Annotated in this window: 22 protein-coding genes and 1 riboswitch; of the genes, 8 read left to right on the top strand and 14 right to left on the bottom strand. The window is 56.9% G+C overall.

Translation table 11 applies throughout. The annotated features are described in order from the left end of the window. Positions 1-853: 853 nt before the first annotated feature. The 6 genes from M3A44_13725 to M3A44_13700 all read right to left on the bottom strand — a co-directional run bounded on the left by M3A44_13725 (position 854) and on the right by M3A44_13700 (position 6,616). Positions 854-2,833 (bottom strand): dynamin family protein, encoded by a 1,980-nt coding sequence (locus M3A44_13725; GenBank protein ID MEQ6342667.1) that lies wholly within the window; start codon positions 2,831-2,833, stop codon positions 854-856. A gap of 88 nt (positions 2,834-2,921) precedes the next feature. Continuing rightward, positions 2,922-3,245, bottom strand: a complete 324-nt coding sequence (locus M3A44_13720; protein ID MEQ6342666.1) for a DUF167 family protein — start codon at positions 3,243-3,245, stop codon at positions 2,922-2,924. Further along, positions 3,242-3,817 carry a YggT family protein gene (locus tag M3A44_13715; GenBank protein MEQ6342665.1) on the bottom strand — a complete coding sequence of 192 codons (576 nt, stop codon included), beginning with the start codon at positions 3,815-3,817 and terminating at the stop codon, positions 3,242-3,244. Before M3A44_13715 ends, M3A44_13720 begins: the two co-directional genes overlap by 4 nt. Further along, positions 3,810-4,649 (bottom strand): pyrroline-5-carboxylate reductase, encoded by an 840-nt coding sequence (proC, locus tag M3A44_13710; GenBank protein ID MEQ6342664.1) that lies wholly within the window; start codon positions 4,647-4,649, stop codon positions 3,810-3,812. Before proC ends, M3A44_13715 begins: the two co-directional genes overlap by 8 nt. A 178-nt stretch (positions 4,650-4,827) precedes the next feature. Beyond that, entirely contained in the window at positions 4,828-5,532 is a 705-nt protein-coding gene (locus M3A44_13705; protein ID MEQ6342663.1) for a YggS family pyridoxal phosphate-dependent enzyme, read from the bottom strand. Between the two features lie 13 nt (positions 5,533-5,545). Beyond that, on the bottom strand, positions 5,546-6,616 hold the full coding sequence (locus M3A44_13700) for an IS30 family transposase (protein ID MEQ6342662.1): 1,071 nt from the start codon (positions 6,614-6,616) through the stop codon (positions 5,546-5,548). Between the two features lie 123 nt (positions 6,617-6,739). Here M3A44_13700 and M3A44_13695 point away from each other — a divergent pair, with 123 nt between their 5' ends. Then, complete coding sequence (locus tag M3A44_13695; GenBank protein MEQ6342661.1) at positions 6,740-7,777, top strand: type IV pilus twitching motility protein PilT; 1,038 nt, start codon at positions 6,740-6,742, stop codon at positions 7,775-7,777. Positions 7,778-7,826: 49 nt separating this feature from the next. Here M3A44_13695 and M3A44_13690 read toward each other — a convergent pair whose 3' ends face one another. From M3A44_13690 to M3A44_13670, 5 genes are all read right to left on the bottom strand, one after another. Beyond that, on the bottom strand, positions 7,827-8,273 hold the full coding sequence (locus tag M3A44_13690) for a DUF2442 domain-containing protein (protein ID MEQ6342660.1): 447 nt from the start codon (positions 8,271-8,273) through the stop codon (positions 7,827-7,829). Further along, positions 8,270-8,503, bottom strand: a complete 234-nt coding sequence (locus M3A44_13685) for a DUF4160 domain-containing protein (GenBank protein MEQ6342659.1) — start codon at positions 8,501-8,503, stop codon at positions 8,270-8,272. Before M3A44_13685 ends, M3A44_13690 begins: the two co-directional genes overlap by 4 nt. A 66-nt stretch (positions 8,504-8,569) precedes the next feature. Beyond that, positions 8,570-9,340: an ABC transporter ATP-binding protein gene (locus M3A44_13680; GenBank protein ID MEQ6342658.1), complete on the bottom strand. Its 771-nt coding sequence runs from the start codon at positions 9,338-9,340 to the stop codon at positions 8,570-8,572. Next, a complete protein-coding gene (locus tag M3A44_13675; GenBank protein MEQ6342657.1) occupies positions 9,340-10,305 on the bottom strand; it encodes an iron ABC transporter permease in 966 nt (321 codons plus the stop codon). Before M3A44_13675 ends, M3A44_13680 begins: the two co-directional genes overlap by 1 nt. Before the next feature lie 11 nt (positions 10,306-10,316). Beyond that, a complete protein-coding gene (locus M3A44_13670) occupies positions 10,317-11,000 on the bottom strand; it encodes an HAD-IB family hydrolase (protein MEQ6342656.1) in 684 nt (227 codons plus the stop codon). Positions 11,001-11,194: 194 nt separating this feature from the next. Here M3A44_13670 and M3A44_13665 point away from each other — a divergent pair, with 194 nt between their 5' ends. Together M3A44_13665 and ptsP are read left to right on the top strand one after the other, a co-directional pair. Next, on the top strand, positions 11,195-11,737 hold the full coding sequence (locus tag M3A44_13665) for an RNA pyrophosphohydrolase (GenBank protein MEQ6342655.1): 543 nt from the start codon (positions 11,195-11,197) through the stop codon (positions 11,735-11,737). Between the two features lie 50 nt (positions 11,738-11,787). After that, on the top strand, positions 11,788-14,103 hold the full coding sequence (gene ptsP / locus M3A44_13660) for a phosphoenolpyruvate--protein phosphotransferase (GenBank protein MEQ6342654.1): 2,316 nt from the start codon (positions 11,788-11,790) through the stop codon (positions 14,101-14,103). Between the two features lie 154 nt (positions 14,104-14,257). Here ptsP and acnA read toward each other — a convergent pair whose 3' ends face one another. Then, complete coding sequence (gene acnA, locus M3A44_13655; protein ID MEQ6342653.1) at positions 14,258-17,059, bottom strand: aconitate hydratase AcnA; 2,802 nt, start codon at positions 17,057-17,059, stop codon at positions 14,258-14,260. A gap of 180 nt (positions 17,060-17,239) precedes the next feature. Here acnA and M3A44_13650 point away from each other — a divergent pair, with 180 nt between their 5' ends. After that, a complete protein-coding gene (locus M3A44_13650; protein MEQ6342652.1) occupies positions 17,240-18,235 on the top strand; it encodes an HDOD domain-containing protein in 996 nt (331 codons plus the stop codon). Here the strand turns inward: M3A44_13650 and M3A44_13645 are convergent. Further along, positions 18,190-19,641, bottom strand: coding sequence for an IS66 family transposase (locus tag M3A44_13645; protein MEQ6342651.1), 1,452 nt, complete (start codon positions 19,639-19,641; stop codon positions 18,190-18,192). The genes M3A44_13650 and M3A44_13645 overlap by 46 nt on opposite strands. A gap of 446 nt (positions 19,642-20,087) precedes the next feature. Between M3A44_13645 and M3A44_13640 the strand changes: the two genes are divergently transcribed. The 4 genes from M3A44_13640 (at position 20,088) to M3A44_13625 (ending at position 22,851) form a co-directional block, all read left to right on the top strand. Further along, positions 20,088-20,321: a hypothetical protein gene (locus M3A44_13640; GenBank protein MEQ6342650.1), complete on the top strand. Its 234-nt coding sequence runs from the start codon at positions 20,088-20,090 to the stop codon at positions 20,319-20,321. A gap of 95 nt (positions 20,322-20,416) precedes the next feature. After that, positions 20,417-20,489: riboswitch (SAM riboswitch) on the top strand. Positions 20,490-20,571: 82 nt separating this feature from the next. Further along, a complete protein-coding gene (locus M3A44_13635) occupies positions 20,572-21,780 on the top strand; it encodes an O-succinylhomoserine sulfhydrylase (GenBank protein MEQ6342649.1) in 1,209 nt (402 codons plus the stop codon). A 64-nt stretch (positions 21,781-21,844) separates the two neighbouring features. Further along, on the top strand, positions 21,845-22,468 hold the full coding sequence (locus M3A44_13630) for a glutathione S-transferase N-terminal domain-containing protein (GenBank protein ID MEQ6342648.1): 624 nt from the start codon (positions 21,845-21,847) through the stop codon (positions 22,466-22,468). Between the two features lie 5 nt (positions 22,469-22,473). After that, the gene (locus M3A44_13625) at positions 22,474-22,851 is read left to right on the top strand and encodes a ClpXP protease specificity-enhancing factor (protein MEQ6342647.1); all 378 of its coding nucleotides are present in this window, start codon (positions 22,474-22,476) and stop codon (positions 22,849-22,851) included. A gap of 25 nt (positions 22,852-22,876) precedes the next feature. On the opposite strand, the gene M3A44_13620 is transcribed toward M3A44_13625, so the two are convergent. Further along, positions 22,877-23,542 (bottom strand): hypothetical protein, encoded by a 666-nt coding sequence (locus tag M3A44_13620; protein MEQ6342646.1) that lies wholly within the window; start codon positions 23,540-23,542, stop codon positions 22,877-22,879. Positions 23,543-23,546: the final 4 nt, after the last annotated feature.

Here is a 23,546-nt window from a genome sequence, read left to right as displayed (position 1 = left end):
TCAGAACTAATAGTATTAGTCCTGATGTTTTCCTTCCCGCCGCCGTCGGCTCCACACCGTGTAGCGCCGCCCTTAAGGCGGTCGTCCTCACTAATGTCTTTTGTTTAATGGCGTTCATATACCCTTCCTTTTATCGCTCATTACTTTATGAATATGTTCGGCGAATTCCCGGGATAAGGGATGGCCTCACGCCCGAAACAAAGCCCCCGCACCTTAAGTTATCGATCATCTTTTCTATCCCACCCCCTTTTACAGTCGCCACTTGACGAAAAATCGCGGAAACAGAAGATGCTGTTCTCTTTATGTTATTGAAAGGTATTGGAACAGCTAATTTAGCTGGGATAAGTACATCAGATTTATATTAAGTTGTATTTGATCTATATCAATAAAGGCTCAAGTTTTTCAAAATTCATAAACCAAGCAAAAAGCTGGGATATTTTTAGGACGGCAGCGTGCGCTATGCGCGCGAGACGATGGCAGTCAACGCACTGGCAACGTTGTGCTCCGGGTTTGTCGTATTTCGCGTATGTGCGCGGCGGGGTGGGTGAGGTGAAAAATCTCTAATATGCGCGGGTGCTATTGAGGCTGATGACGGATAACCGTGGTGTCAGGTGCGATCAGATGACATCGTAATGATTCATGAAATTAACCCAGATTGTCAATTACATTAGGCGAAATAGAGCGCACACCACCGTTCGTGGTGAGCTTGTCGAACCATGAACGGCCCTTCGACAGGCTCAGGGCAAACGGTTTTGGGGCTAATGGACGATCTGGGATTAATGGCAGACAGCTTTGCTTTCTGCCCGACAGGAGGTGGTTGTGTCCGTGGATTGACGGCGTGAATGTTTTTTCTTCACGCCACGCTCGAAAGGCGTTCCGGCATGGCGGGCGCACCCTCGCCAGGGAGAGGCATGCGTATTGTTTTTTCCATCTCGGCCAGCGTAGCAAGTTGTGCCTCAAGTGCTGCGTTTTGCATTTCGAGTTCTTTGAGCTTTTCCTGCAGATTGTCCTTGGAGTCGTTCACCTTGTTCAAGGTTGCCATTTGCTGTTCGAGTTGCAGCTTACTTTCGTTGATCTGTTTTACCAGCGGGTGCATGATTTCTTTAAGCCAGGTGTCAGCCTCCTGGCTGGCCTTGGAGATAATGTACCGGGCGTGGCTTCCCAGTGAGATGAAGAATTTTTTGACGACAAAGCTCTGTTCCGTCATGGTGGTTACAGGACTGTTGCGGAATTTTTCAGCCTCCCAATAGAGCTTCTCGAAATCCTCCGAGTATTTCTTCACGGAGAACATTTTCGGCATGACGTGGGAGGGGCCGCCGTCCTCATGGAATTTGTTATAAATCGTTTGGATTACGGCGTAGGTTTGATCGGCCTGCCTGGATACGATCTGCATGGTGTCGCGCATGTTGTCGAAAAATGTCTGCATGCCTTTTTTCAGCCCACCCGTGCTCCAGCTGCCTTCCATCTCCTTGCGCGCAGACCCCATCATGGTGTCAAAGACGGGGAGGCTGAGTGCATCCATAATGATTTTTGCCTGCTGCGCCAGGACGCGGCGGCTGGACTGAAAGTGTTCCATTTTTTTGTTGAAGGCGGCCTGTTTTTCACGTGTTTTGCGCACTAAATGTTGCAGCACATCCGCGTTGGTGTTTTCCAGTCCCTTCAGTCCATCAATTTGCTGTTGGGTGTTGTGCATCCGTGATTCGAGGGTGTGGCGAACATCGCCGAGCAGGGCGCCAGCTATGCCCACGATATTGTCGCGCACAATGGATTGTTTGGCGGGCACAATATTGTCGGACAGGAATGCTTCTAGCGTCGGAAGTCGGCTGCGTTCCAGCAGGTCATGATCCTGGCGGATCTTTGCCAGCAGCGCTTTTTGCGCCGATACGGGGAATACATTGCCAGCATCGATGCCGAGCATGCGTGCGGTCTCCCGCAACTGCGACTCAATGGTGGCGTCGACTTCTGCCGGATTTTTTATTTCATCCCACAGGGTGTCAATCTTGTTGAGCGCAGCCACCAGGCCATTGTTCCCTTCGCCGCGACAGCCTTTGATGTGGTTTTGCCACATATCGAGATCGCTGCGGGTGACGCCGGTATCCGCCGCCAGCACAAACAGCACTGCCTGGGCGCTGGGCAGCATGTTCAGAGTAAGTTCCGGCTCGTTACCGAGGGCGTTGAGTCCCGGCGTATCTAATATCACCAGGCCTTGCTGGAGGAGGGGGTGAGGAAAGCTAATGAGTGCGTGGCGCCACTGCGGAATTTCCGCCGTGTCCGGGGCGACATCGCCCGCGTTCATGCTGGCATTCATGTCTTCGTTATAAAGCCCTAGACGCTGCGCTTCGGCGATGGGTACGTGCTTGACCTTGACTACCTGTTGCAGCGTCTCCGCCATGCTTTCCGGAGAATTGATATTCAGGGGGAAGGTGGTCCAGCGCGAAAGATCACGTTTCAGGTCGGCGATACTGACATCCTCTTGCCGTGTCTCAATGGGCAGCAGGCGAATATAGGCATCATCCTCCACGGTGTCGTAAAACAGCTCGGTGGGGCACATTGTTGTTCTGCCGGCATCGGATGGCAGCAGGCGGCGCTTGTAGTCGGCGAAGAAAATGGCGTTGATCAGCTCGGTCTTGCCACGCGAGAATTCCGCCACGAAGGCGATGGTCAAGCGGTCGGAACGCAGCGTTTCAATCACATTATAAAGGCGCAAACCCATTTCGGGGGTGCCCAGTTGCTGGCTGTCGAGCCAGTCCATGAAGCTCTGGATGGTTCGCGCGGTATCGGCCTTCCAATGATCGAAGGCGCGCATTTGTTGTTTAAAACGATCTTCTTCCATGCCCCTCACTCACTGCCTGTGAACATAACTATCACCTGATTTCTCCAGCCCAAAGGCCCAGCCGTGTTTTCACTATCTCTGTTATCGGTCATTTCCCAGCAGGCTTTAGCGGTGGATCGATAAAGGGTGGAAGCGCGCGCGGCCCTTGGATGCTTATACGCTTGATCCGTCCTGCCTCGCCGCTCAGTATCGTTATGTTTGATCTCGCCACTTTGAATGCACCAGACAAAAATTCAATTAAATGGGCGTTAGCCTTGCCATCCACTGGAGGCGCGGCGATGCGTATCTTTAAATGATCGCCCTGGCCTGTGACCATCTCATCCTTGCTGGCGCGCGGTTGTACCCTGATAGTCAGAAGCAGGGTATCGTTATGCCCTGGCAGATCTGCGCGCTCCCAGCGATACCATTTCAACCCAATCCGCGCCCCATATCAGTCAGCGGCGCAACTACCAGAATCTTGAGTAGTTGGAATACTATCAGCACCACAATGGGCGACAAATCAAAGCCGGCTATCGCCGGAATCACGCGGCGCACTGGTGCCAGAAGGGGATTGTTGAGGGCATGCAGTGGTCCGGCGAGGGGGTTGCGGGTTTGTGGCCCCACCCAGCTTAGAATAACTTCGAGTATGAGGGTGATCGTGTAGAGGCCGAGCAGCAGTTCGATAAAGTCGGCGAGGGACAGCACCAACAGTCCCGCGACCGACGTAGCTTGGGCGGCGATGATGTGAATCAGCAATACTTTCACAACTTGCAATACGGCAATCACGATTACTGATGCGATGTCGATACCGCCCACGCCGGGGATGATGCGGCGCAACGGGATCAACACCGGGTTGGTAACTTTCATCAGAAACTGGCTGACCGGGTTGCGAAAGTCGGCGCGCACCCATTGCAGTAAAAAGCGCAGCAGCACCGCGCCGATGAATAAATCAAATGCTGTTTTGACCAGGAATACCGAGGAGGCTGATAGATAAGGATTATCCACGAGTCCTCCCCAGCAGTTCAGCCATCTCAATGGAGCGCCCGTGGGCGGCGGCGAGGGCCTTGGAGAACAGATTTTTGATCTGCCCTTCTTGCAATACCTTGATTGCCTGCTCCGTGGTGCCGCCGGGGGAGGTGACGCGCGTGCGCAGCGTGGCGCTGTCTTCGGTGCTTTCCAATGCCATTTTTGCCGCGCCGAAGGCGGTCTGCAAGGTCAACAGCCGCGCGGTTTCCGGTGGCAGGCCAAGTTCTCGCCCGGCATTTTCCATTGCTTCCATTATCAGGAAGAAATAGGCCGGGCCGCTCCCTGACAGCGCCGTGACGGCATCCATCTGCGCCTCATGGTCCAGCCACAGTGCCAGCCCAACAGCGCGCATGATCGACTCTGCCAGATCATGCTGGTGCTTTGATACCCGTGCATTGGCATACAGCGCAGTGGCGCCGCTGCCTACCAGTGCCGGGGTGTTGGGCATGGCGCGCACGATGGGGATATCGCCGCCCAGCCAGGCATTCAGTGCAGACTCGCGGATGCCCGCCGCAATGGAGATGATTAACGGCTTTGTGTGTTGCGCAGCTTTTGCCAAACCCTCGGCTACAGTCTGTAGAACCTGCGGCTTTACGGCGAGAATTACGGCATCGGCGTGTTTGATGGCATCCTGGTTTGATGCGACGGTATGCACCGCAAAATTTTTCTTTATCTCGTCACGCTGACCCTGGTCAGGGTCGGAGACCCAGATGTTTTGTGCGTCATAGCCATCGGCAAGCAACCCGCCAATCAGGCTGCGCGCCATATTTCCTCCGCCGATAAAGGCGATGGTGCTGTTTTTCGTGGTCATGATTTTGTCTCTCCGTTATACATAAACCTAAAAAACTCAGTTATCCACGAAAGTCACGAAAAAACACGAAAATATTCGAATGCATATCACGTGTTACTTGCCGCCCATGCTTTTGTTTTATTTCGTGACAACGTGTTTTTCGTGGACAAAAAGAGGTTTTAAGGATAAACAATGCCTTTTACGTGGTTCGTTCCCCAAAAATCGCGCTGCCGATGCGCACCAGGGTGGCGCCTTCGGCAATGGCTGCCTCCATGTCGCCGGACATGCCCATCGACAGAGTATCAAGCGCCAGTCCGCTGTCATTAAGTCCTTCCAGCGCCTTACGCACAATTCGGAACGCATGGCGCTGTTCTTCAATATTATCCGCCGGAGGAGGGATAGCCATCAATCCGCGCAATTTAAGGTGCGGCAGTGTTGCCACGGCGCTGGCAAGAGCAGGCAACTCTTTCGCCCTGACCCCCGCCTTTTGCGGCTCGTTGCCGACGTTGACCTGTAAGCAGACATTCAGCGGCGCCATGTGCAGCGGACGTTGCGCATTCAGCCGTTCGGCAATGATCAGCCTGTCAACGCCATGCGCCCAATCAAAATGCAGCGCGATATTTTTTGTTTTATTGGATTGAATCGGGCCGATGAAGTGCCACTCCAAGCCCTTGCCCGGCAGCGCCGCAATCTTTGGCAGCGCCTCTTGCAGATAGCTTTCGCCAAAGCGGGTCTGGCCCGCCTCGACAGCAGCGAGGATATCCGCCACCGGCCAGGTCTTGCTCACTGCTAATAGTGCCACTGTGCCGGTCGGCCTGCCATGCCGTCGTTCCGCCTCGGCAACGCGCCGCCGCACCGCATCAAGACGCGCCTGTATCGAATCCGTGGGTGAATTGCTGCTCATAAGCATGGCGGTTTCAATGACCAAGTGCAAAAAGCGCAGCGTGATGCTGCCTGAAATCGAAAGAGTCTGGTGTAAACAACTCGGCTGGGCATTTGAAGCCCAGTGACTTGCGTGGTCGGGTATTGAGTTGCCAGGCAATCGCATCCAGCTCCTCCTGCGTGAAACCACTCAAGTCACTCCCCTTGGGCAGGTACTGCCGCAACAGACCATTGGTATTCTCGTTGATGCCGCGCTGCCAGGGGCTGTGTGGATCGGCAAAATATACTTTCACCCCTGTGGTTTCTGTCAGCCGTTGGTGTGCCGCCATTTCCCTGCCTTGATCGTACGTCAACGAGAGGCGCTTTTGCGCATCAATGCGGTTGAGCACATGACTGAAGCCGGTCAACGTCGCCTCAGCAGTGGCATTTTCCATTTTTGCCAGTACCGTGAACAGCGTGGTCCGTTCCACCAGCGTACCGACAGATGAGCGATTATGCGCGCCCTTGATGAAGTCACCCTCCCAGTGGCCCGGGATCAACCGCTCTTCAATCTCAGGCGGACGGTCATGAATGCTGACCATGTCAGGAATCCGTCCGCGCCGGTCTTCGCCACGCGCACGGGGACGGCGCTTGGCATGGCCGAAACGCAACCAGCCAATCACTTCCGTGCGCAGTTCGCCACGCGGCATGGCGTAGATGGCGGTGTAGATGGTCTCATGGGAAACCTGCAAGGTAGGGGTATCTGGATGCACAAGCGCCAGTGTGCCAGCAATCTGCTCCGGTGAGTAGCCTGCTTTCAGGTGGCGCATGACTGAATCCCACAGCGTGGTTCCCAGTCGCAGGCGACCCTCAACACGCGGCTTGATCGTGCAGCCATGCGCACGTTTGTGGGCTGCCTCGGCACGATAGCCTCCCGCCACAGCCGGTCGTCCAGGGCCGCGAGGCGTTTTCGGGCGGCTCCAGCCATTGCGCCGAAGTTCACGTGAGACGGTAGAGGCTGACCGGGTTATGGACTTGGCAATTGCGGCAGGTTTGACCCCCATCTCCAGTTGCGTTTGTATCATTGCCCGCTCTTCAATACTCAATTGATCGTAGTTTTTTCCCATGCAACATTATCCCCTAAAAATGTTGCACTTGGTTTTTGAGCGCGCCCATTCAAAAGGTCGTGCAACGTGCCGCTAATATCTTCATTACGGTCCCTGATCAGCGTTATTTTAGAGGTATACAAGATGGATGTAGCAGAATTACTCGCGTTCAGTGTCAAAAACAAGGCCTCTGATCTCCATCTCTCGGCGGGGTTGCCGCCCATGATACGTGTGGATGGCGACGTGCGGCGCATCAATGTCCCGCCGCTGGATCACAAGGCCGTGCAGGGCATGCTTTACGACATCATGAATGACCGGCAGCGCAAGGACTTCGAAGAGCTGTTCGAAACCGACTTCTCCTTCGAGATACCTGATCTGGCACGCTTCCGTGTTAACGTATTTAACCATAATCGCGGCGCGGGGGGTGTATTCCGCACCATTCCCTCAACCATCCTGTCGCTGGAAGATTTGGGTTGCCCGGCCGTGTTCAAGGAAATTGCCGACAACCCGCGCGGCCTGGTGCTGGTGACTGGGCCTACCGGATCGGGTAAATCCACCACCCTTGCGGCGATGGTCGATTACAAGAACAATAACGAATTCGGCCATATCCTCACCATCGAAGACCCCATCGAGTTCGTCCACACCAGCAAAAAGTGCCTGGTCAACCAGCGCGAGGTACACCGCGACACCTTGGGATTCAGCCAATCCCTGCGTTCCGCGCTGCGTGAAGACCCTGACATTATTCTGGTCGGTGAAATGCGCGACCCGGAAACCATCCGTCTGGCGCTGACCGCGGCGGAAACCGGCCACCTGGTGTTCGGCACCCTGCACACCAACTCCGCAGCCAAGACCATCGACCGTATCATCGACGTGTTCCCCGCAGCGGAAAAGGACATGGTGCGTTCCATGCTCTCGGAATCGCTGCGCGCGGTTATCTCCCAGGCATTGTTGAAAAAAGTGGGGGGAGGGCGTGTCGCGGCCCACGAGATCATGATCGGCACCCCTGCCATCCGCAACCTGATCCGCGAAAACAAGATACCGCAGATGTACTCCGCCATCCAGACCGGCCAGGCCATCGGCATGCAAACCCTCGACCAGACGTTGATCGAGCTGGTGCGCAAGGGGGTTGTCAGCCGTATAGACGCACGGTCGAGGGCGGTGAACAAAGAGTCATTTAAGTAGGGCGGATTGAGATCATGAACAGGTTCTGAGAGAAGCAGGCTGCTGCAACTCAGGCGGCCCGCTTCTCTCGGGCATGGTCATATCCAGCGCACGCCAGCCGCACGATCTTCGGTATTGGTTTGGTTCCTGAATGGTAATAAGCCACCATGCGGCGGGAAAGGCCAAGTGCCATAGCCGCCATTGAGAGCGATAAGCCGTTGCGTTTCATCCAGGCCCTGAATTCCTCGACGGGCATCAGTTCGCCCACCTGCTCCTTACACCGCTCGTATAGCTGATCTGCGCCCAGATCGATGTCTTCCGTCCATTCCACTCCATGGCCCGCATAGCCTACTTTGGCTGTCGAGAACAACTTTTTATTTTTTAAGGGTGCGAGGATGGCGAAACGCCCGATCCAATCGCCGATATCCGTTTCCATCGTTTCGCCGGTGCTCCATTCGATACGCAGTACGGCGGGTGGAACCGTTGACACACTGATAACGCGAGGCGGTTTACTCATCGGGTAATCTCCTTCCACTTTTTCAACAAGAGCGAGCGATTTTCCGCTGCCCAGTCCAGCGCCTCATCGAGTTTGTTCATGGGGCGAATCGTGCCGCTGAGAATATCAAGTGTTTCGATAGCCACACCACAGCGGTCTCCATCCAGAAACTCGACATGAAAATGGGGAATGCCATGCTCGCGTGGATAGATCATGATACGGCCATTTTTGAAGCGCTTGATTGTGGGCATACCGCAATAATAGTGCAATTGTTGCACCACGTTCAAGATGTTTGTGACACTGCGCCACCCAACCCATCACCCTGCCACAAAAACCCGCCTCCCTTCCACCTCCGCACACCGGATGGGATGTCCATAAAGCCGTGCCAGATTGGTTGCCGTCAACACTTCAGACGCCGCACCTTGCAAGGTTTCCCCCTCCCCGAACAACATTAGGACGTGATCGCAATAACGTGCCGTCAGGTTTAGGTCGTGGCCGATCATGAGCAGTGCCTTGCCGCGCTCACGGGTTTGGCGGACGAGCAGGTCGAGGATGGTGATCTGGTGATGAAGGTCGAGGTGATTGGCGGGCTCGTCTAGCAGCAGCAGTTGCGGATCCTGGGTGAGCAGGGTGGCGATGGCGAGTCGCTGCCGTTCACCGCCGGAAAGTGTGCCGGCCTGACGATACGCCATGCCGTCCATGCCCACCGCGGCGAGAGCCTGCCGCGCCAGTGTTTGATCTTCTTCGCTTTCCCAGTCCCACGCGTTCAGATAAGGGTGCCGTCCAATCAGGGCGGTTTCCAGTACCGTGCTGGGGAACGGGTCTTCGCTATGCTGAAAGAGTACGCCGATGGATTGAGCGATATGGCGGCGTGGCAGACGGGTTAGCGGCTGTTCCTCCAGATAGATTACCCCGGCATCGGGTGCACGCAGACCGGCCAGGGTATGGAGCAGAGTAGTCTTGCCAATACCGTTGCGCCCCAGTATTCCCCAGCACTGGCCGCGCTCGATGGCGAGATTTAATCCGCGGCAGGCACTCTTGTCCGCGATGGAGACGGTCAGGTCGTTGGCTGTTAGTAATGCAGGCATCAGCGGTGGCTGCGTCGGAGCAGATAGAGAAACACCGGCACACCCAGCAGCGCCGTAATTACGCCCACCGGCAATTGCTGAGGGGCTGCCACGGTGCGTGCCAGGGTGTCGGCGATAGTCAGCAGGCTGCCGCCGAGCAGCACCGCAGCGGGGAGCAGCAGGCGCTGGTCATTGCCGATGGCCAGGCGCAGCAGGTGCGGTACGACCAGGCCGACAAAGCCGACGCTGCCCGCCAACGTCACCGCCACGGCGGTGAGCAGCGAGGCGATTAGGTAGATCTGCCAACGCAACGGTGCAACCGCCACTCCCAACGCACCAGCCTGCAGCTCGCCACGTGAAAGTACATTGAGATTGCGGGCCAGGGGCAGGCATGCCACCACCCCCAGCGCCAGCACCATTAGTCCCGGCCACGGGTCATCGGCGTGGCTGAGGTCGCCCATCAACCAGAACAGCATGCCGCGTAGCTGGGCATCGGGGCTGATGGCGAGGATAAAGCTGATCACCGCGCCCCAGCCTGCGGCACAGACCACGCCTGTCAAAAGCAGGCGGGATGAAGTCCAGCTGCCATGACCATGCGCCAGCGTGAACACCAGCAGCATGGACAGCAGGGCGCCGCCAAAGGCGCTGCCGGTGAGCCATGCGCCACCTGCGCCCAACAGCATGGAGAGCAGTGCGCCCACGGCCGCGCCGCCTGAGATGCCCAGAATGTAAGGATCGGCCAACGGATTGCGCAACAGCACTTGCATCAACGCGCCAGCCAGCGCCAGCAGGCCGCCAGTGGCAAACGCGGAAGCCGCGCGCGGCAGGCGCAGATCCAGCACCAAGCTGCGGTTCAATCCGCCTGCGCCATTGAGCACCGCCCACAGCTCCTGCCAGCGTATCGTCACACTGCCGAATGCCAGTGCGAGGATCAGGCTTGCCACGGAAACCACGAGCAGGCTGGGCAGGAGGAGGCGTTTTCGCACCCAAACCTTTTTCAAAGGGGGGATGATGCTGCTTTGTCGACGGATCTAAGGCTGATGATCGGCCATCCTCTCATCCGGGCGTGGTCGGCCAGGGTGTCATCCGGATCCACCGCCACGGGGTGGGTAACCATCTCCAGCAGCGGCAGATCGTTTAACGAGTCGCTGTAAAACCAGCTCGATGCCAGATTTATGCCGTTGCTTTTTAACCAGTTTTCCAGGCACTTTACTTTGCCTTCGCGGAAGCTGGGAACACCTGTCACGTTGCCGGTATAACGTCCATTCATCATCTCTGGTTCCGTGGCGATAAGATGATCCACGTTCAGCGCAGCGGCGATAAGTTCTGTGACAAAGCGATTGGTGGCGGTAATGATCAGCAGCAGGTGGCCCTGTGCGCGGTGTTTTTCCAACAGGTCACGCGCGGCCGGGAGCATGATGGGCGCTATTTTTTCCTGCATGAAGGTGTCGCGCCAGGTGTGCAGGGTTTCAACATCGTGTTCCGCCAGGGGGCGTAGTGAAAAGCGCAAAAATTCGTGGATATCCAGTGTGCCCACTTTGTATTCTTCATAGAAGCGCCGGTTTTCACGCTCGTAGCTTTCGCTGTCGACGATGCCCTGTTCCACCAGAAATCGCCCCCACAGGTAATCGCTATCGCCGCCCAGCAGGGTGTTGTCCAGGTCAAAAATCGCAAGATTCAAAACGGGTGCTCCAAATTGTTTGAGGATAGTGAAACAAAAGCATAGAGGGGAAAGTCGAACAGGTAAAGCGCGGGTTGAAACTCGCGGCAAGCGACGTTCGCCACAATCATCAAGCGCCATGATTTCGCATTTGCGGAACAGCATGGATTTGTGGAACAATGCGGTTAAGTTAGTTATTTTAAAGCGGCGCGCAAGTGATTGATGCAGATGGTTACAGACCCAATGTAGGGATCATCGTCAGCAACCTGTCCGGCCGGGTGTTCTGGGCACGGCGCATCGGACAGGACGCTTGGCAATTCCCGCAAGGCGGCATCCGGGAGCACGAGTCCCCGGAGGAGGCGATGTATCGCGAATTGTACGAGGAGGTTGGGCTGCACGCCTCCGATGTCGCAATCATTGGCCACACCCGTGGCTGGCTGCGTTACCGCCTGCCCCACAAGCTGATCCGTCATGGCTGCAAGCCGTTGTGCATCGGCCAGAAACAGGTATGGTATATGTTGCGCCTGGACAGTGACGAGAGCTGTGTCAGGCTGGATCGGAGCGACAAGCCGGAGTTTGATTGCTGGCGCTGGGTAAACTACTGGCATCCACTGCGGGAGATTGTGTCATTCAAGCGCCGCGTCTATCAGCGCGCCCTGTGTGAACTGGCGCCTTTGCTCAAGCCGCACAATCAGCGCAAAGAGCCGTACCGTCCACTGATACTGGAAAGCAGCATGCAACACAAAGCGGGGCGTTGACCACCCCCGTAGTCGCACACCCCTAAAAGGCGCTCACAGCTCAATTAATCATGCTCGACATCCTGCGCCGCATTATCCAAGAGGTCAACACCGCCCAGAATTTGGGGCAGGCGCTCGCCATTATCGTCAAGCGCGTCAAGCAAGAGATGACCGTTGAGGTTTGCTCGGTATATCTGGCCGACCCTGACACCGAGCACTATGTGCTGATGGCCAGCGACGGGCTGAACCCAGCCGCTATCGGCGTGGTGCGCCTGGCACCGAGCGAGGGCATCATCAGCGTGGTCGCTGAGACCGCCGAGCCGCTCAATCTTGACAGCGCCACCAGCCATCCGCGTTACCGTTTCATCGCCGAGACCGGGGAGGAGTACTATCATGCCTTTCTCGGCGTGCCAATCATTCATCATCGCAGGGTGTTGGGCGTGCTTGTGGTGCGTCAGTTTGCCCGTCGTCGCTTTGGGGAAGACGAGGTCGCCTTTCTGGTGACCGTTGCAGCCCAGCTTTCCGGAGCTATCGCCCATGCCCAGGCGAGCGGCGGAATCGACGGGCTGAATGGTAGCGCCGCGCACGAGCTGCGCCCCATTGATGGCCTGCCCGGCGCGCCGGGCGTAGCCATAGGCACGGCGATGGTCGTCTATCCCGCTGCGGATCTGGACGCCGTGCCGGATCGCAAAATCACCAATATTGACGCTGAAGTGACCGCCTTCATGGCGGCGGTTGAAGCGGTGCGGGCCGACATCCAGACGCTTAGCGAGCGCCTCAGCCCACTCCTGCAAGCCGAAGACCGCGCGTTGTTCGATGCCTACCGGCTTATGCTGGGCAGCGACAGCCTGGTAGACAACACGGTGCAGCGCATCCGCGCCGGGAGCTGGGCTTCCGGCGCCTTGCGCGAAACGGTCAACGAACACGCGCGCATCTTCGACGAGATGGATGACCCCTACATCCGCGAACGCGCCGAAGATATCCGCGACCTGGGGCGGCGCATTCTGGTATGTCTGCAAAGCGGCAAGCGTAGCCAACCGCCGTATCCACCAAGGACTATCCTGGTGGGTGAAGAGATTACCGCCACCCTGCTTGCCGAAGTGCCCCATGAGCGGCTGGTCGGTGTGATATCGGCGCGCGGCTCCAGCTCCTCGCATGTCGCCATTCTCGCGCGCGCGATGGGCATCCCTGCCGTAGTGGGCGCGAACGATCTGCCCGTGGCGCGCATGGATGGGCAGGAAATGATCGTCGATGGCCATATGGGCAGGGTGTACGTAAAACCCACTGCCAGTCTGCGCGTTGAATACGCTCGCCTGGAGCGCGAAGAGGCGGAGATCGCCGCCGGTCTTGCGGAATTGCGCGACCTCCCCGCCGTGACATTGGACGGCATCCATGTTCCCCTGTATGCCAATACCGGATTGCTGTCGGATGTCGCCTCGTCGCTCAACAGCGGCGCGGAGGGTATCGGGCTGTACCGCACCGAAATCCCTTTCATGATCCGCCAGCGCTTTCCGAGCGAAGAGGAGCAGAGCCGGGTCTACCGTCAGGTGCTGGAGGCCTACGCGCCCCGGCCAGTGACGCTGCGCACACTGGATGTGGGCGGTGACAAGGATTTGCCGTATTTTCCCATCAGCGAAGACAACCCCTTCCTCGGTTGGCGCGGCATCCGCATTACCTTGGACCATCCCGAAATTTTTATCGTGCAGCTGCGCGCCATGTTGCGCGCCAGCTCGGGGTTGAACAACCTGCACGTGCTGTTGCCCATGATCAGTGGTGTCACCGAAATCGACGAGGCGCAGAGACTACTGGACCGCGCCTACCGGGAATTGGTCGAGGCAGGCGAAACCATCGTGCGGCCCCGTGTCGGCGCGATGGTGGAGGTGCCCTCTGCGGTGTACCAGACGGAAGCACTGGCGCGGCGCGTGGATTTCCTTTCGGTCGGCACCAACGACCTTACCCAGTATCTGCTTGCCGTAGACCGCAACAACGCCCGCGTCGCAAACCTCTACGATTCGCTGCACCCCGCTGTGCTACGCGCCCTCATGCAAGTGGTCGAAGGCGCGCACCGGCAAGGCAAACCTGTCAGCGTATGCGGAGAAATGGCCGGTGATCCGGCGGCGGCGCTGCTGTTGCTGGGCATGGGTATCGACAGCCTGAGCATGAGCGCCGCCAGCCTGCCGCGCATCAAATGGGTGATACGCAACATCAGTCGCACCCATGCACGGGAGATGCTTGAACATGCACTCGCCCTGGAAGACCCTGCCTCTATCCGCACTTACCTCAATGCCCGGCTGGAAGATGCCGGCCTTGGCAGTCTGGTAAGAGGGGGCGCGCCGTCCGCGAAGCATGTTTTGCCTGGCAAGGCGAAGATTGCGGGCGGTGGCTGAGGAACCCCTGTATTTCGAGTGAAGATTTGATGTTACGCACGTCCAACGACATTGCCACCTTTACGGTGGGAAGGTGCGGTCTACGAAAAACACGAACCATTTTTTCGTGCCTTTCGTGCCTTTCGTGGGCGGTGCGCAAGGCTCCAGATCCAACTTACCGCACCGACTGCCGTAGCACATACGGCAAGATGCCGCCGTGGCGGAAGTATTCCACTTCGTTTGCGGTATCAATGCGCGACTGGACGGTGAAGCGCTTGATGCTGCCGTCGGTGGCGGTTGCTACGACTTCGATCTTCTGTCCTGGCGTGAGTGCGGTGATGCCGGCGATGTCGTAGGTCTCGTGTCCGGTCAGCCCCAGCGTCTGGGCACTTTCGCCGGGCAGGAATTGCAGCGGCAGAATGCCCATGCCCACCAGGTTGGAACGGTGGATGCGCTCGAAGCTTTCGGCGATCACGGCGTGGATGCCGAGCAGTTTGGGTCCTTTGGCCGCCCAGTCGCGCGACGAGCCAGTGCCGTATTCCTTGCCGGCGATGACGATGAGCGGCGTGCCTTGGGCCTGGTAGCGAACAGAGGCGTCGTAGATCGACATCTGTTCGCCGCCCGGCAGGTGCAGTGTCACACCGCCTTCAACACCTTCGACCAGCTTGTTTTTCAGGCGCACATTGGCGAAGGTGCCGCGCACCATGACCTCATGGTTGCCGCGCCGTGCGCCGTAGGAATTGAAATCGGTGGCGGGCACGCCCAGGCCGATCAGGTATTTCCCGGCGGGACTGGTTTTGCCTATGGAGCCGGCAGGGGATATGTGGTCGGTGGTGACGGAATCTCCCAGCAGCGCCAGCACGCGCGCCTGGACGATGTCGGTGAGTGGCGCGGGCGTGGTGGTGATGCCGTCAAAGAAAGGCGGCTCCTTGATGTAAGTGGAATCATTATTCCAGTCAAACAACTGGCCACTGGGCACTGCCAGGCTGTTCCATTCGCTATTACCGTGAAAGATGTCCGAGTAGGTGCGCTTGTACTGGGTAGACACCACGTGGGTATGCGCCAGGTCGGCAATCTCCTCGTTGGTCGGCCAGATGTCCTTGAGGTAGACCATCTCGCCGGTGGGGGTGATGCCGAGGGGGTCTACCGTCAGGTCGATGTTGATGTTGCCTGCCAGGGCATAAGCTACCACCAGCGGTGGCGAGCCAAGATAGTTGGCGCGTACCAGTGGATTGACGCGCCCTTCGAAATTGCGGTTGCCGGACAGCACCGATGCCACCGCGAGATCGCCGTCGAGAATAGCCTGCGATATGTGGTCGGACAAGGGGCCGCTATTGCCGATGCAGGTGGTGCAGCCGTAACCCACCAGATGGAAGCGCAATGCCTCCAAATACGGCATAAGGCCGGACTTGATAAGGTAGTCGGTGACTACCCTTGATCCGGGCGCGAGGCTGGTCTTGACCCAAGGCTTGACCTGCAGGCCGCGCTGTACCGCGTTTTTCGCCAGCAGCGCAGCAGCGATCATCACGGATGGATTGGAGGTGTTGGTGCAACTGGTGATGGCGGCGATGACCACCGAGCCGTGGCAGAGCTTGTAGGCCAAGCCATCGGGCTGGCGCACCGGCACGCAGGTACCGAACACATTCAGCGCCTCGTCCGGATGGGTGGGCGCCAGCTCCGGGGTAATAAGGACGGGGTTGCCACCCTCATTCAGCCAGTGATTGAGATCTTCTTTATGCAGGGCGGAGGCTTCTTCTTTGTACTGATTGGCAAGCAACTTGCGGAACGAGTTGCGTACTTCAGCAAGCGGGGTGCGGTCTTGCGGACGCGATGGGCCGGCCAGGCATGGAACGACGGAGCCCAGGTCGAACACCACAGTTTCCGAGTAGGCCGGCTCGGGTTGATCCGGCGAATACCACAGCCCTTGTGCTTGATAATAGGCCTCCACCAGCGGTATCAGATGTTCCCGTCCAGTGAGGCGCAGATAGCCGGTGGTCTGACTGTCCACCGGGAAGATGCCGCAGGTCGCGCCATATTCCGGGGCCATGTTGGCGATAGTGGCACGGTCGGCCAGGGTCAGATGGGCAAGGCCGGGGCCGTAAAATTCCACGAATTTGCCCACCACGCCCTTTTTGCGCAACACCTGGGTGATAGTCAGCACCAGGTCGGTGGCAGTGGCCCCGGCAGGCAGTTTGCCGGCGAGCTTGAATCCCACCACTTGCGGGATGAGCATGGAGCTGGGTTGACCAAGCAACGCCGCCTCAGCCTCGATGCCGCCCACGCCCCAGCCCAGTACGCCCAGGCCGTTGATCATGGTGGTGTGGGAGTCGGTGCCGATCACAGTGTCGGGATAGATCCAGGCAATGCCATCCTGCTCGGCAACCATCGCCACCGGAGCCAGGTATTCGAGGTTGATCTGATGGACGATGCCGTTGTCTGGCGGCACGACGTGGAAGTTGTTGAAGGCGTTTTGTCCCCAGCGCAGAAACTGGTAGCGCTCGCTGTTGCGTTCGAATTCGCGGGTGGCGTTGGCCTGGAAGGCCGTGGAGCTGCCGTACTGGTCTACCTGTACCGAATGGTCGATCACCAGATCGGCGGGCGTATAAGGGTTGATCTTGCTGGGGTCGCCGCCTAGGCGTTGCAGCGCGGCACGCATCGCTGCCAGATCGGCAACGGCGGGCACACCAGTGAAGTCCTGGAGCAGCACCCGTGATGGCATGAAAAAGATTTCCCGGTCAGGTTCGGCCGTGGGATTCCACTGTGTCAGGGCCTCGATATCAGCCTTTTTGACCGCAACGCCGTCTTCCTGGCGCAACAGGTTTTCCAGCAGGATCTTGAGCGAAAAGGGCAGCTGCGCACTATCGCCGAGACCAGCCTTGGCGAGCGCCGGCAGCGAGTGGTAGAGGTAATTTTTTCCGTCAACGGTGAGGGTAGACTGGGTGCCGAAGCTGTTCAGGTTGTCTTTTTGCGTCGCCATAATAATGTCTCAATGCCAAAGTCGAAATAGGATACCTTGGATTTTGCCACAGAAGCACCGGCGCAGTCTTCCGCAAATTGCGAGAACATGGGGTCAATATGCCGCCCTCCCAATAGCGGCCCTTCTGTAAACAGCGCAGGTGCCGACATAACCATAACACTACCATCATATGGATCCACCATGCTTGACATCTATATTGGCAGGCAACCCATCTATGATCGCCAACTGAAGGTTGTCGCTTACGAGTTGCTTTATCGCGATGGCTCCCAAAACCGCGCACAATTTGTCGATGGTGATGCCGCCAGCCGTCAGGTGGTTATCAATACCTTTCTTGAGATCGGTCTGGATCAACTGGTCGAAAAACATCAGAAAGCCTTCATCAATTTGACCCGTAACTTCTTCCTGCACACCAACCCCATGCCTTTCCCCAAAGAACAGGTGGTGTTGGAAGTCCTGGAAGACATAGTCTTCGACGAAGAAATGCTGACGGCGCTGCAACGGCTTGTACAAGAAGGCTATACCCTGGCGCTGGACGACTTCATATTCAGCGAGCAGGCCAGGGCGGCGTGTGAGATAGCAAAGATTGTCAAGATCGACGTGCTGGCGCTCGATACGAAGGGCCTCGAAGAACATGTCCGGCTGCTTCGCACGTTCAATGTCAAGTTGCTGGCCGAGAAGGTTGAAACTCATGCCATGCTGATGCAGTGCAAGGAGCTCGGTTTTGACTATTTTCAGGGATATTTCCTGTCTCGCCCGAATATCGTCGCGGGAAAGAGTCCGCCCTCTATGCGCATTACTACGCTACGTACGCTCGGCGTGCTGCAAAACCCCCGGCTGGATTTAGAAGAGCTGGCGGAAGTCATTGCCCAGGACGTGTCGCTCAGTTATAAGTTGCTGCGCTACATCAATTCGGCCGCTGTGGCCATGCCGAGAAAAATCGACTCCGTACGTCAGGCGCTCGTTATCGCCGGGCTGAATTGCATCCGCTCCTGGGCAACGCTCATTGCACTTTCAAGCATCGACGACAAGCCCCAGGAGCTTATGTCCATCGCCTTGATCCGAGGTAAAATGTGCGAACTGATTGCAGAAAAAACGCGCGAAAAAGATAAAGAAACGTTCTTTATCGGTAACTACTCACCCCCGATTAAGTTGACCTCACCCGCGAGAGCCATTTGAATCGCAATAAGAGGATTATGTCCCTTGTTGGCCATAGTTTGCAGATAGCTTGATATTCGGCAATAAGTCTGAGCATAAATCTCTGAGCGGAAACAGCCAGAGACCTTTTGCTTCACCTTGGACATTCTCAAATCACGCTCGGCCCGGTTATTGGTGAAGGCGACATGCGGGTTTTTGGCGAACAGCAGGACGGATGCCTCATGTTTTTGCAATCGCTCCAGCAGATTGTGTGCATCTGACTTGGCGAGTTTGCCGCGTTTCCCGCTGGGCTTTTGGGGAATAGGTGGAAGCTCTTTTTCGCCACGGGTGAGAATCGTGCGGTAGCGCTTTTGCAACCGCGCCAGTGCTTCATCGGTCAATCTCTTTTCCGTGCTTCTGGAGACGGTGGCGCAGCTCTCCTGTAAAAGGCGTTTCATGTGGCGCGCCCAGGCGTAGTCATTGGCGTCAACAATGAACGTCAATTCGCGCAGCAGATGCGAGCCGCACAGGCCGTGAGAGCAGTGATCATAGGACAAGTAGGATGACCAACAGTCATGGATAATGGCGCCACCGTAGCGCGGAATAATATCAATCGACGAAATCGCTGCCGTGCCCCGTTTTCGATGTAAAAACTTGAGGGTGATCTCCCCTGCGGAGTACACGTGTATCCAGTGGTTTTGCTTATCCACCCGCAAGGAGGTCTCATCCACATGCATGGAGGGTGCTTTCAGCAGCTGTGCGGTGGCGTGCTGCTCCCACCGCTCCAAGGCGCGATGAAGACGCAGCACGAAGGCCAGAAGAGTGGCTTCAGAGATCACGACACCGATCATGGAGGTCAGCAGCGTTTGCGCGCGATTGATCGCGACCATCTGAGACACCAGTAAATTGATGACAAAGGCCTTTAAGCCATCGCCGTATTGCAACGGGCCGTGCATATCCGCCGGGAACTTCCCTTTGACCGTCGCATCGCAGACCGGGCACTGCTTGACCTCGGCATCCACATGCTCAACGACTTTCTCAAAAACAATATCGATCTTCGTCCGTCTTTCATGGTGACTACAGGGCGTATTATCCAGATCTTCGCCACATACATCGCAGAGGCGGACTCTAGAAAGAGTCACACTCTCTTTGACGCGCGTGTTTTTCAGCAGGGCGCCGTTTTCGTTTTTCCCCTTACCCTGGCTCCCCGGATGACTCAACGAGGAGTCGTCCTTTTCCGTTTGGGAGGAGGGCTTGCTGGAGTTGCGGCTGTCTTTCTTGGTTATTCTTTCCAGAAAAATGGAGAGCATCAGCTCCATCATCATGAACATGCTATTCATAAGCACCTGAGTTTCGCGAGGCACTTTACCGTCGCAACTGAGCTGCTCAAAATCCGCTTTCAACCGGCTGACTTCGTTTCTGACCGAGGTTTTGTCTAGGCTTGCCATTAATAAGGGGGGCTATACGTTTGGAATAGCCAAAGGATAACATGGCATTTTTCGACCCCCTGATAACGGTCAGATCAGGCTGAAATGGTTTTTTCGACTTGAAATGGCAAGGCGGCTCATTGAAGAGATCAAAGCCCCTGCCAGCGGCAATAGAGAATAGATTTTACACCGAGATAAGGAAGTGGTTTTTTCGATAGAAAAAACCTGTCAAGAGATTTTTAAGTTATTTTTCGTGTGAAGGGAGTGGGTAGTTACACCGACAAGATGATCGGACAAATAGATCTAGGCATCTATCAGTGGCGACAGCGGGCAGAGTTTATGCTGAGATAAGAAACCGATCTTTTGTGCTGAAAAAACCTGTCAAGGGGTTTTACAACTTTATTTTCGGGTGAGGGGGGCGAGTAGTTACCTTTATCGTTGGCCTGTTTTCCACGCTTGATGCCCTCATGGACCAGCCGCTGGAGATAATACTCAGTCCTTTACCCCTGACGGAACACATCAAAAACGCGCTGCTGCGCCATGAGGGCTCATTGGGCCGGGCATTGCGCGCTACCCTGGCTTACGAACAGGGTGGCGCGCCGGAGGAGATCGACGCTACAGGCCTACCTTTCGATATCCTCAGGAACGCCTATCTGGAAGCCTTGATCTGGAGCAGGGAAACCAGCAAAGCGTTGTTTTGAAAAAACCTGAGTGGATACAGCCCCGCCCGCCATTGAATAGCCGATAGGACTATAGTGCTTGGGCTGAGTGTTGACTTTTATCCCCTGATTTCCTATTCTTCATTCGCGCCGATTTGATTCAGCTTGCGGGCGCGTAATAAATGCAGCTAAAGAGGGGAACCTGCTTTGGCGAATGCTGTAAGCGGGTTTTTTTATGCCTGAAAATCCCTCTGCCTCGTGCATAACATCCAACCCCAGGGAGAAAAGCGGCATGCCACACTTTGATTTCGATGAATATGGTTTCGACACCCGCGCCGTGCGCGCAGGACACGTGCGCACCAATGAAGGCGAGCAGTCCGAGCCGATTTTTGCCACATCCAGTTACACCTTCGGTAGCGCCGCTGAAGCCGCTGCGCGCTTCTCCGGGGCTACGACCGGCAACATCTACTCGCGTTTCACTAATCCTACGGTGCGCGTCTTTGAGCAGCGTCTTGCCTCGCTGGAAGGGGGCGAGCGCTGCGTGGCTACTGCATCGGGCATGGCGGCGATCCTGACCACGTGCATGGGGCTGCTGAAGGCGGGTGATCATATTGTTGCCTCGCGCAGCATCTTTGGCCCCACGGTGTTGCTGTTCAATACGATACTGGCGCGTTTCGGCGTGGAGACCACCTTCGTGCCGCAGACCGAGATTGATGCGTGGGAGAAGGCGATACGCCCGAATACCCGGTTGCTGTTTCTGGAGACACCCTCCAATCCCTTGATCGAGGTGGCGGATATCGCAGCGTTGGCGGATGTGGCGCACCGGCATGGCTGCTGGCTGGCGGTGGACAACTGTTTTTGTACGCCCGTCCTGCAGCGGCCCCTGTCTCTGGGCGCCGATATCGTCATCCATTCCGCTACCAAGTATATCGACGGACAGGGCCGCTGTATCGGCGGCGCGGTGGTGGGCAGCGAAGCGCTAGTGGGCGGGGGCATCTATGGCTTTTTGCGCACTGCGGGGCCAAGCATGAGCCCATTCAACGCCTGGGTATTCCTTAAAGGGCTTGAGACCTTGCGTTTACGCATGCAGGCGCATTGCGCCAGCGCCTTGCAGTTGGCGCAATGGCTGGAAGGGCAGCCGGGCGTGACGCGCGTTAATTATCCCGGCCTTGCGTCGCATCCCCAGTACGCGCTGGCGGCGCGCCAGCAGACAGCGTTCGGCGGCGTGCTGTCTTTTGAGCTGGAAGGAGGGCGCGAGGCAGCGTGGAAGCTCATTGATTCCGTGCGGTTGATCTCTATCACCGCCAATCTGGGCGACAGCAAGAGCACCATCACTCACCCGGCCACCACCACCCACGGTCGTATCAGCCCCGAAGCGCGCGCGGCGGCGGGCATCACCGAAGGACTGGTGCGTATTGCGGTGGGATTGGAAGATGTAGCGGATCTTCAGGCGGATTTACAGCGCGGCTTCGAGTCGATTTACCAGCCTGGAATGCGCTGACGCCGATTGTTGCATTACGTTATAATGCGCCGAGACTCGAAGGTTCGAGCTGGAGAATCACTCAATGGCGCTACCTGCCAGCAGACGATCGGTGATGACGTTGTATTCGCGGGCGACATGCCCCTATTGCCATCGGGTGCGCATGGTGCTCGCAGAAAAGCGCGTCAGCGTTGATATCATCAATGTTGACGGCGCCAGCTTGCCGGAGGATCTTCTCGACCTTAACCCATACAACACGCTTCCGACACTGACAGACCGTGATCTGGCGCTATATAACTCGCAGATCATCATGGAGTATCTGGAAGACCGTTACCCGCATCCGCCCCTTATGCCTGTGGATCCAGTGTCGAAGGCGCGCACCCGGCTCTTTTTGTATCGCATCGATCATGACTGGTACAGCATGCTGAATGACATTGCTGGCGGCGACGAAAAGGTGGCGGGCAAGGCGCGCAACGCCCTGCGCGATAGCCTGACGGTGGTTGCCCCCACCTTTAAGCAGAAACCGTTTTTCATGAGCGATGAGATTTCCCTGGTGGATTGCAGTCTTGCCCCCTTGCTATGGCGGCTTCCGTCCTACGGCATTGAGCTGCCGGTGCAGGCCAAACCGCTCATGCAATACGCCGAGCGCATTTTTGCGCGGGAAGCATTCCGCGCCAGCCTGTCCTCTGCCGAACGTGAAATAAGATAATGAACATGACCTCCAGCCGCCCTTATCTGATCCGTGCCATTTATGAATGGATAGTCGAAAATGGCATGACGCCCCACATCCTGGTGAGTACACAATCCTCCGCGGTGAGCGTCCCCGTACAGTTCGTCGAAAACGGCAAGATCATTCTCAATGTTGCCCCGCATGCCGTGCAGGCCTTGGTGCTGGGTAATGACATAATCCGCTTCAGCGCCCGCTTCAGCGGAACACCGATGAACGTTGCAGTGCCGCCCGGTTCCGTGCTTGCCATCTATGCCAAGGAAAACGGCAAGGGCATGGTATTTGGTGAGGATGATGACGGCGGACAACCCACTGAGCCTGCTCCCGAAAAGCCACGCCGGCCCACGTTGAAAGTCGTCAAGTAGGAGTAGGGAGAAATCCGCCACGATGTCATGTGCCAGGCAGATCCACCCCACCTTTGGTGTCGACTGAAAAACGGTATGGTTCCTGACCGCTCAAATGCGTCATCAGTGCTGAGTGCGAGCGGCTTTCACCGGATGCAAGCTCGTCATAATCGCTAACCTCATCGGTGCCAATCGGTGCTTGGCTTTTGTTGAATAGCGTCACACGGGCGTGAGGGTAGACCCGGTGGGTTGCGGTATTCTCGAACACTAACCGGTATTCGTATCTCTTTTGGCCGTTGCGGTTGACGACTGAGAACATAATATTCTTCAAGTACCCTTTGTTTATCGGGATCACCTTGTCGAACTGCATGTCAATGAGCGCGGGGGGCTGCTCCTTGGCGATCTGTAGCGGGACTTCCTCCCGCCGTGGCTTCAGGGCGGATAACGCCAGCTTTGCATCAGTCAATTCCGCAGCAAGCCTATTGGCATGTTTCGTTATTTGCGCAAGCTCCAGCCCCAAATAAACTGTGAGCACCAGCAGCAAGGCGAGAAAAATGCCGAGCCAGGCAATGATCACCACCATGCGCGGGTTTGCCTGGCGGCTGCGTGTATGATGTCGGCTACGTGAGCCGCGGCGGGTGGCCGAGCGCTTGTTGCGGTCTGAAGGTTCTAGCGCGGAGTCCGCAACTTGAGCGCCATTATCATTATCCATCTGC

This window comes from Gammaproteobacteria bacterium, assembly GCA_040183005.1.
Taxonomy (GTDB): Bacteria; Pseudomonadota; Gammaproteobacteria.
The sequence above is the reverse complement of the archived record's forward strand: the minus strand, read 5'-3'. Positions and strand labels throughout refer to the sequence as shown.

Coding starts and splice junctions, on each gene's coding strand:
- M3A44_13725 (MEQ6342667.1), bottom strand. CDS start 2,833: ATGGAAGAAGATCGTTTTAAACAACAAATGCGCGCCTTCGATCATTGG.
- proC (MEQ6342664.1), bottom strand. CDS start 4,649: ATGACCACGAAAAACAGCACCATCGCCTTTATCGGCGGAGGAAATATG.
- M3A44_13705 (MEQ6342663.1), bottom strand. CDS start 5,532: ATGAGCAGCAATTCACCCACGGATTCGATACAGGCGCGTCTTGATGCG.
- M3A44_13700 (MEQ6342662.1), bottom strand. CDS start 6,616: ATGGGAAAAAACTACGATCAATTGAGTATTGAAGAGCGGGCAATGATA.
- M3A44_13695 (MEQ6342661.1), top strand. CDS start 6,740: ATGGATGTAGCAGAATTACTCGCGTTCAGTGTCAAAAACAAGGCCTCT.
- M3A44_13690 (MEQ6342660.1), bottom strand. CDS start 8,273: ATGAGTAAACCGCCTCGCGTTATCAGTGTGTCAACGGTTCCACCCGCC.
- M3A44_13685 (MEQ6342659.1), bottom strand. CDS start 8,503: ATGCCCACAATCAAGCGCTTCAAAAATGGCCGTATCATGATCTATCCA.
- M3A44_13680 (MEQ6342658.1), bottom strand. CDS start 9,340: ATGCCTGCATTACTAACAGCCAACGACCTGACCGTCTCCATCGCGGAC.
- ptsP (MEQ6342654.1), top strand. CDS start 11,788: ATGCTCGACATCCTGCGCCGCATTATCCAAGAGGTCAACACCGCCCAG.
- acnA (MEQ6342653.1), bottom strand. CDS start 17,059: ATGGCGACGCAAAAAGACAACCTGAACAGCTTCGGCACCCAGTCTACC.
- M3A44_13650 (MEQ6342652.1), top strand. CDS start 17,240: ATGCTTGACATCTATATTGGCAGGCAACCCATCTATGATCGCCAACTG.
- M3A44_13645 (MEQ6342651.1), bottom strand. CDS start 19,641: ATGGCAAGCCTAGACAAAACCTCGGTCAGAAACGAAGTCAGCCGGTTG.
- M3A44_13640 (MEQ6342650.1), top strand. CDS start 20,088: ATGGACCAGCCGCTGGAGATAATACTCAGTCCTTTACCCCTGACGGAA.
- M3A44_13635 (MEQ6342649.1), top strand. CDS start 20,572: ATGCCACACTTTGATTTCGATGAATATGGTTTCGACACCCGCGCCGTG.
- M3A44_13630 (MEQ6342648.1), top strand. CDS start 21,845: ATGGCGCTACCTGCCAGCAGACGATCGGTGATGACGTTGTATTCGCGG.
- M3A44_13625 (MEQ6342647.1), top strand. CDS start 22,474: ATGACCTCCAGCCGCCCTTATCTGATCCGTGCCATTTATGAATGGATA.
- M3A44_13620 (MEQ6342646.1), bottom strand. CDS start 23,542: ATGGATAATGATAATGGCGCTCAAGTTGCGGACTCCGCGCTAGAACCT.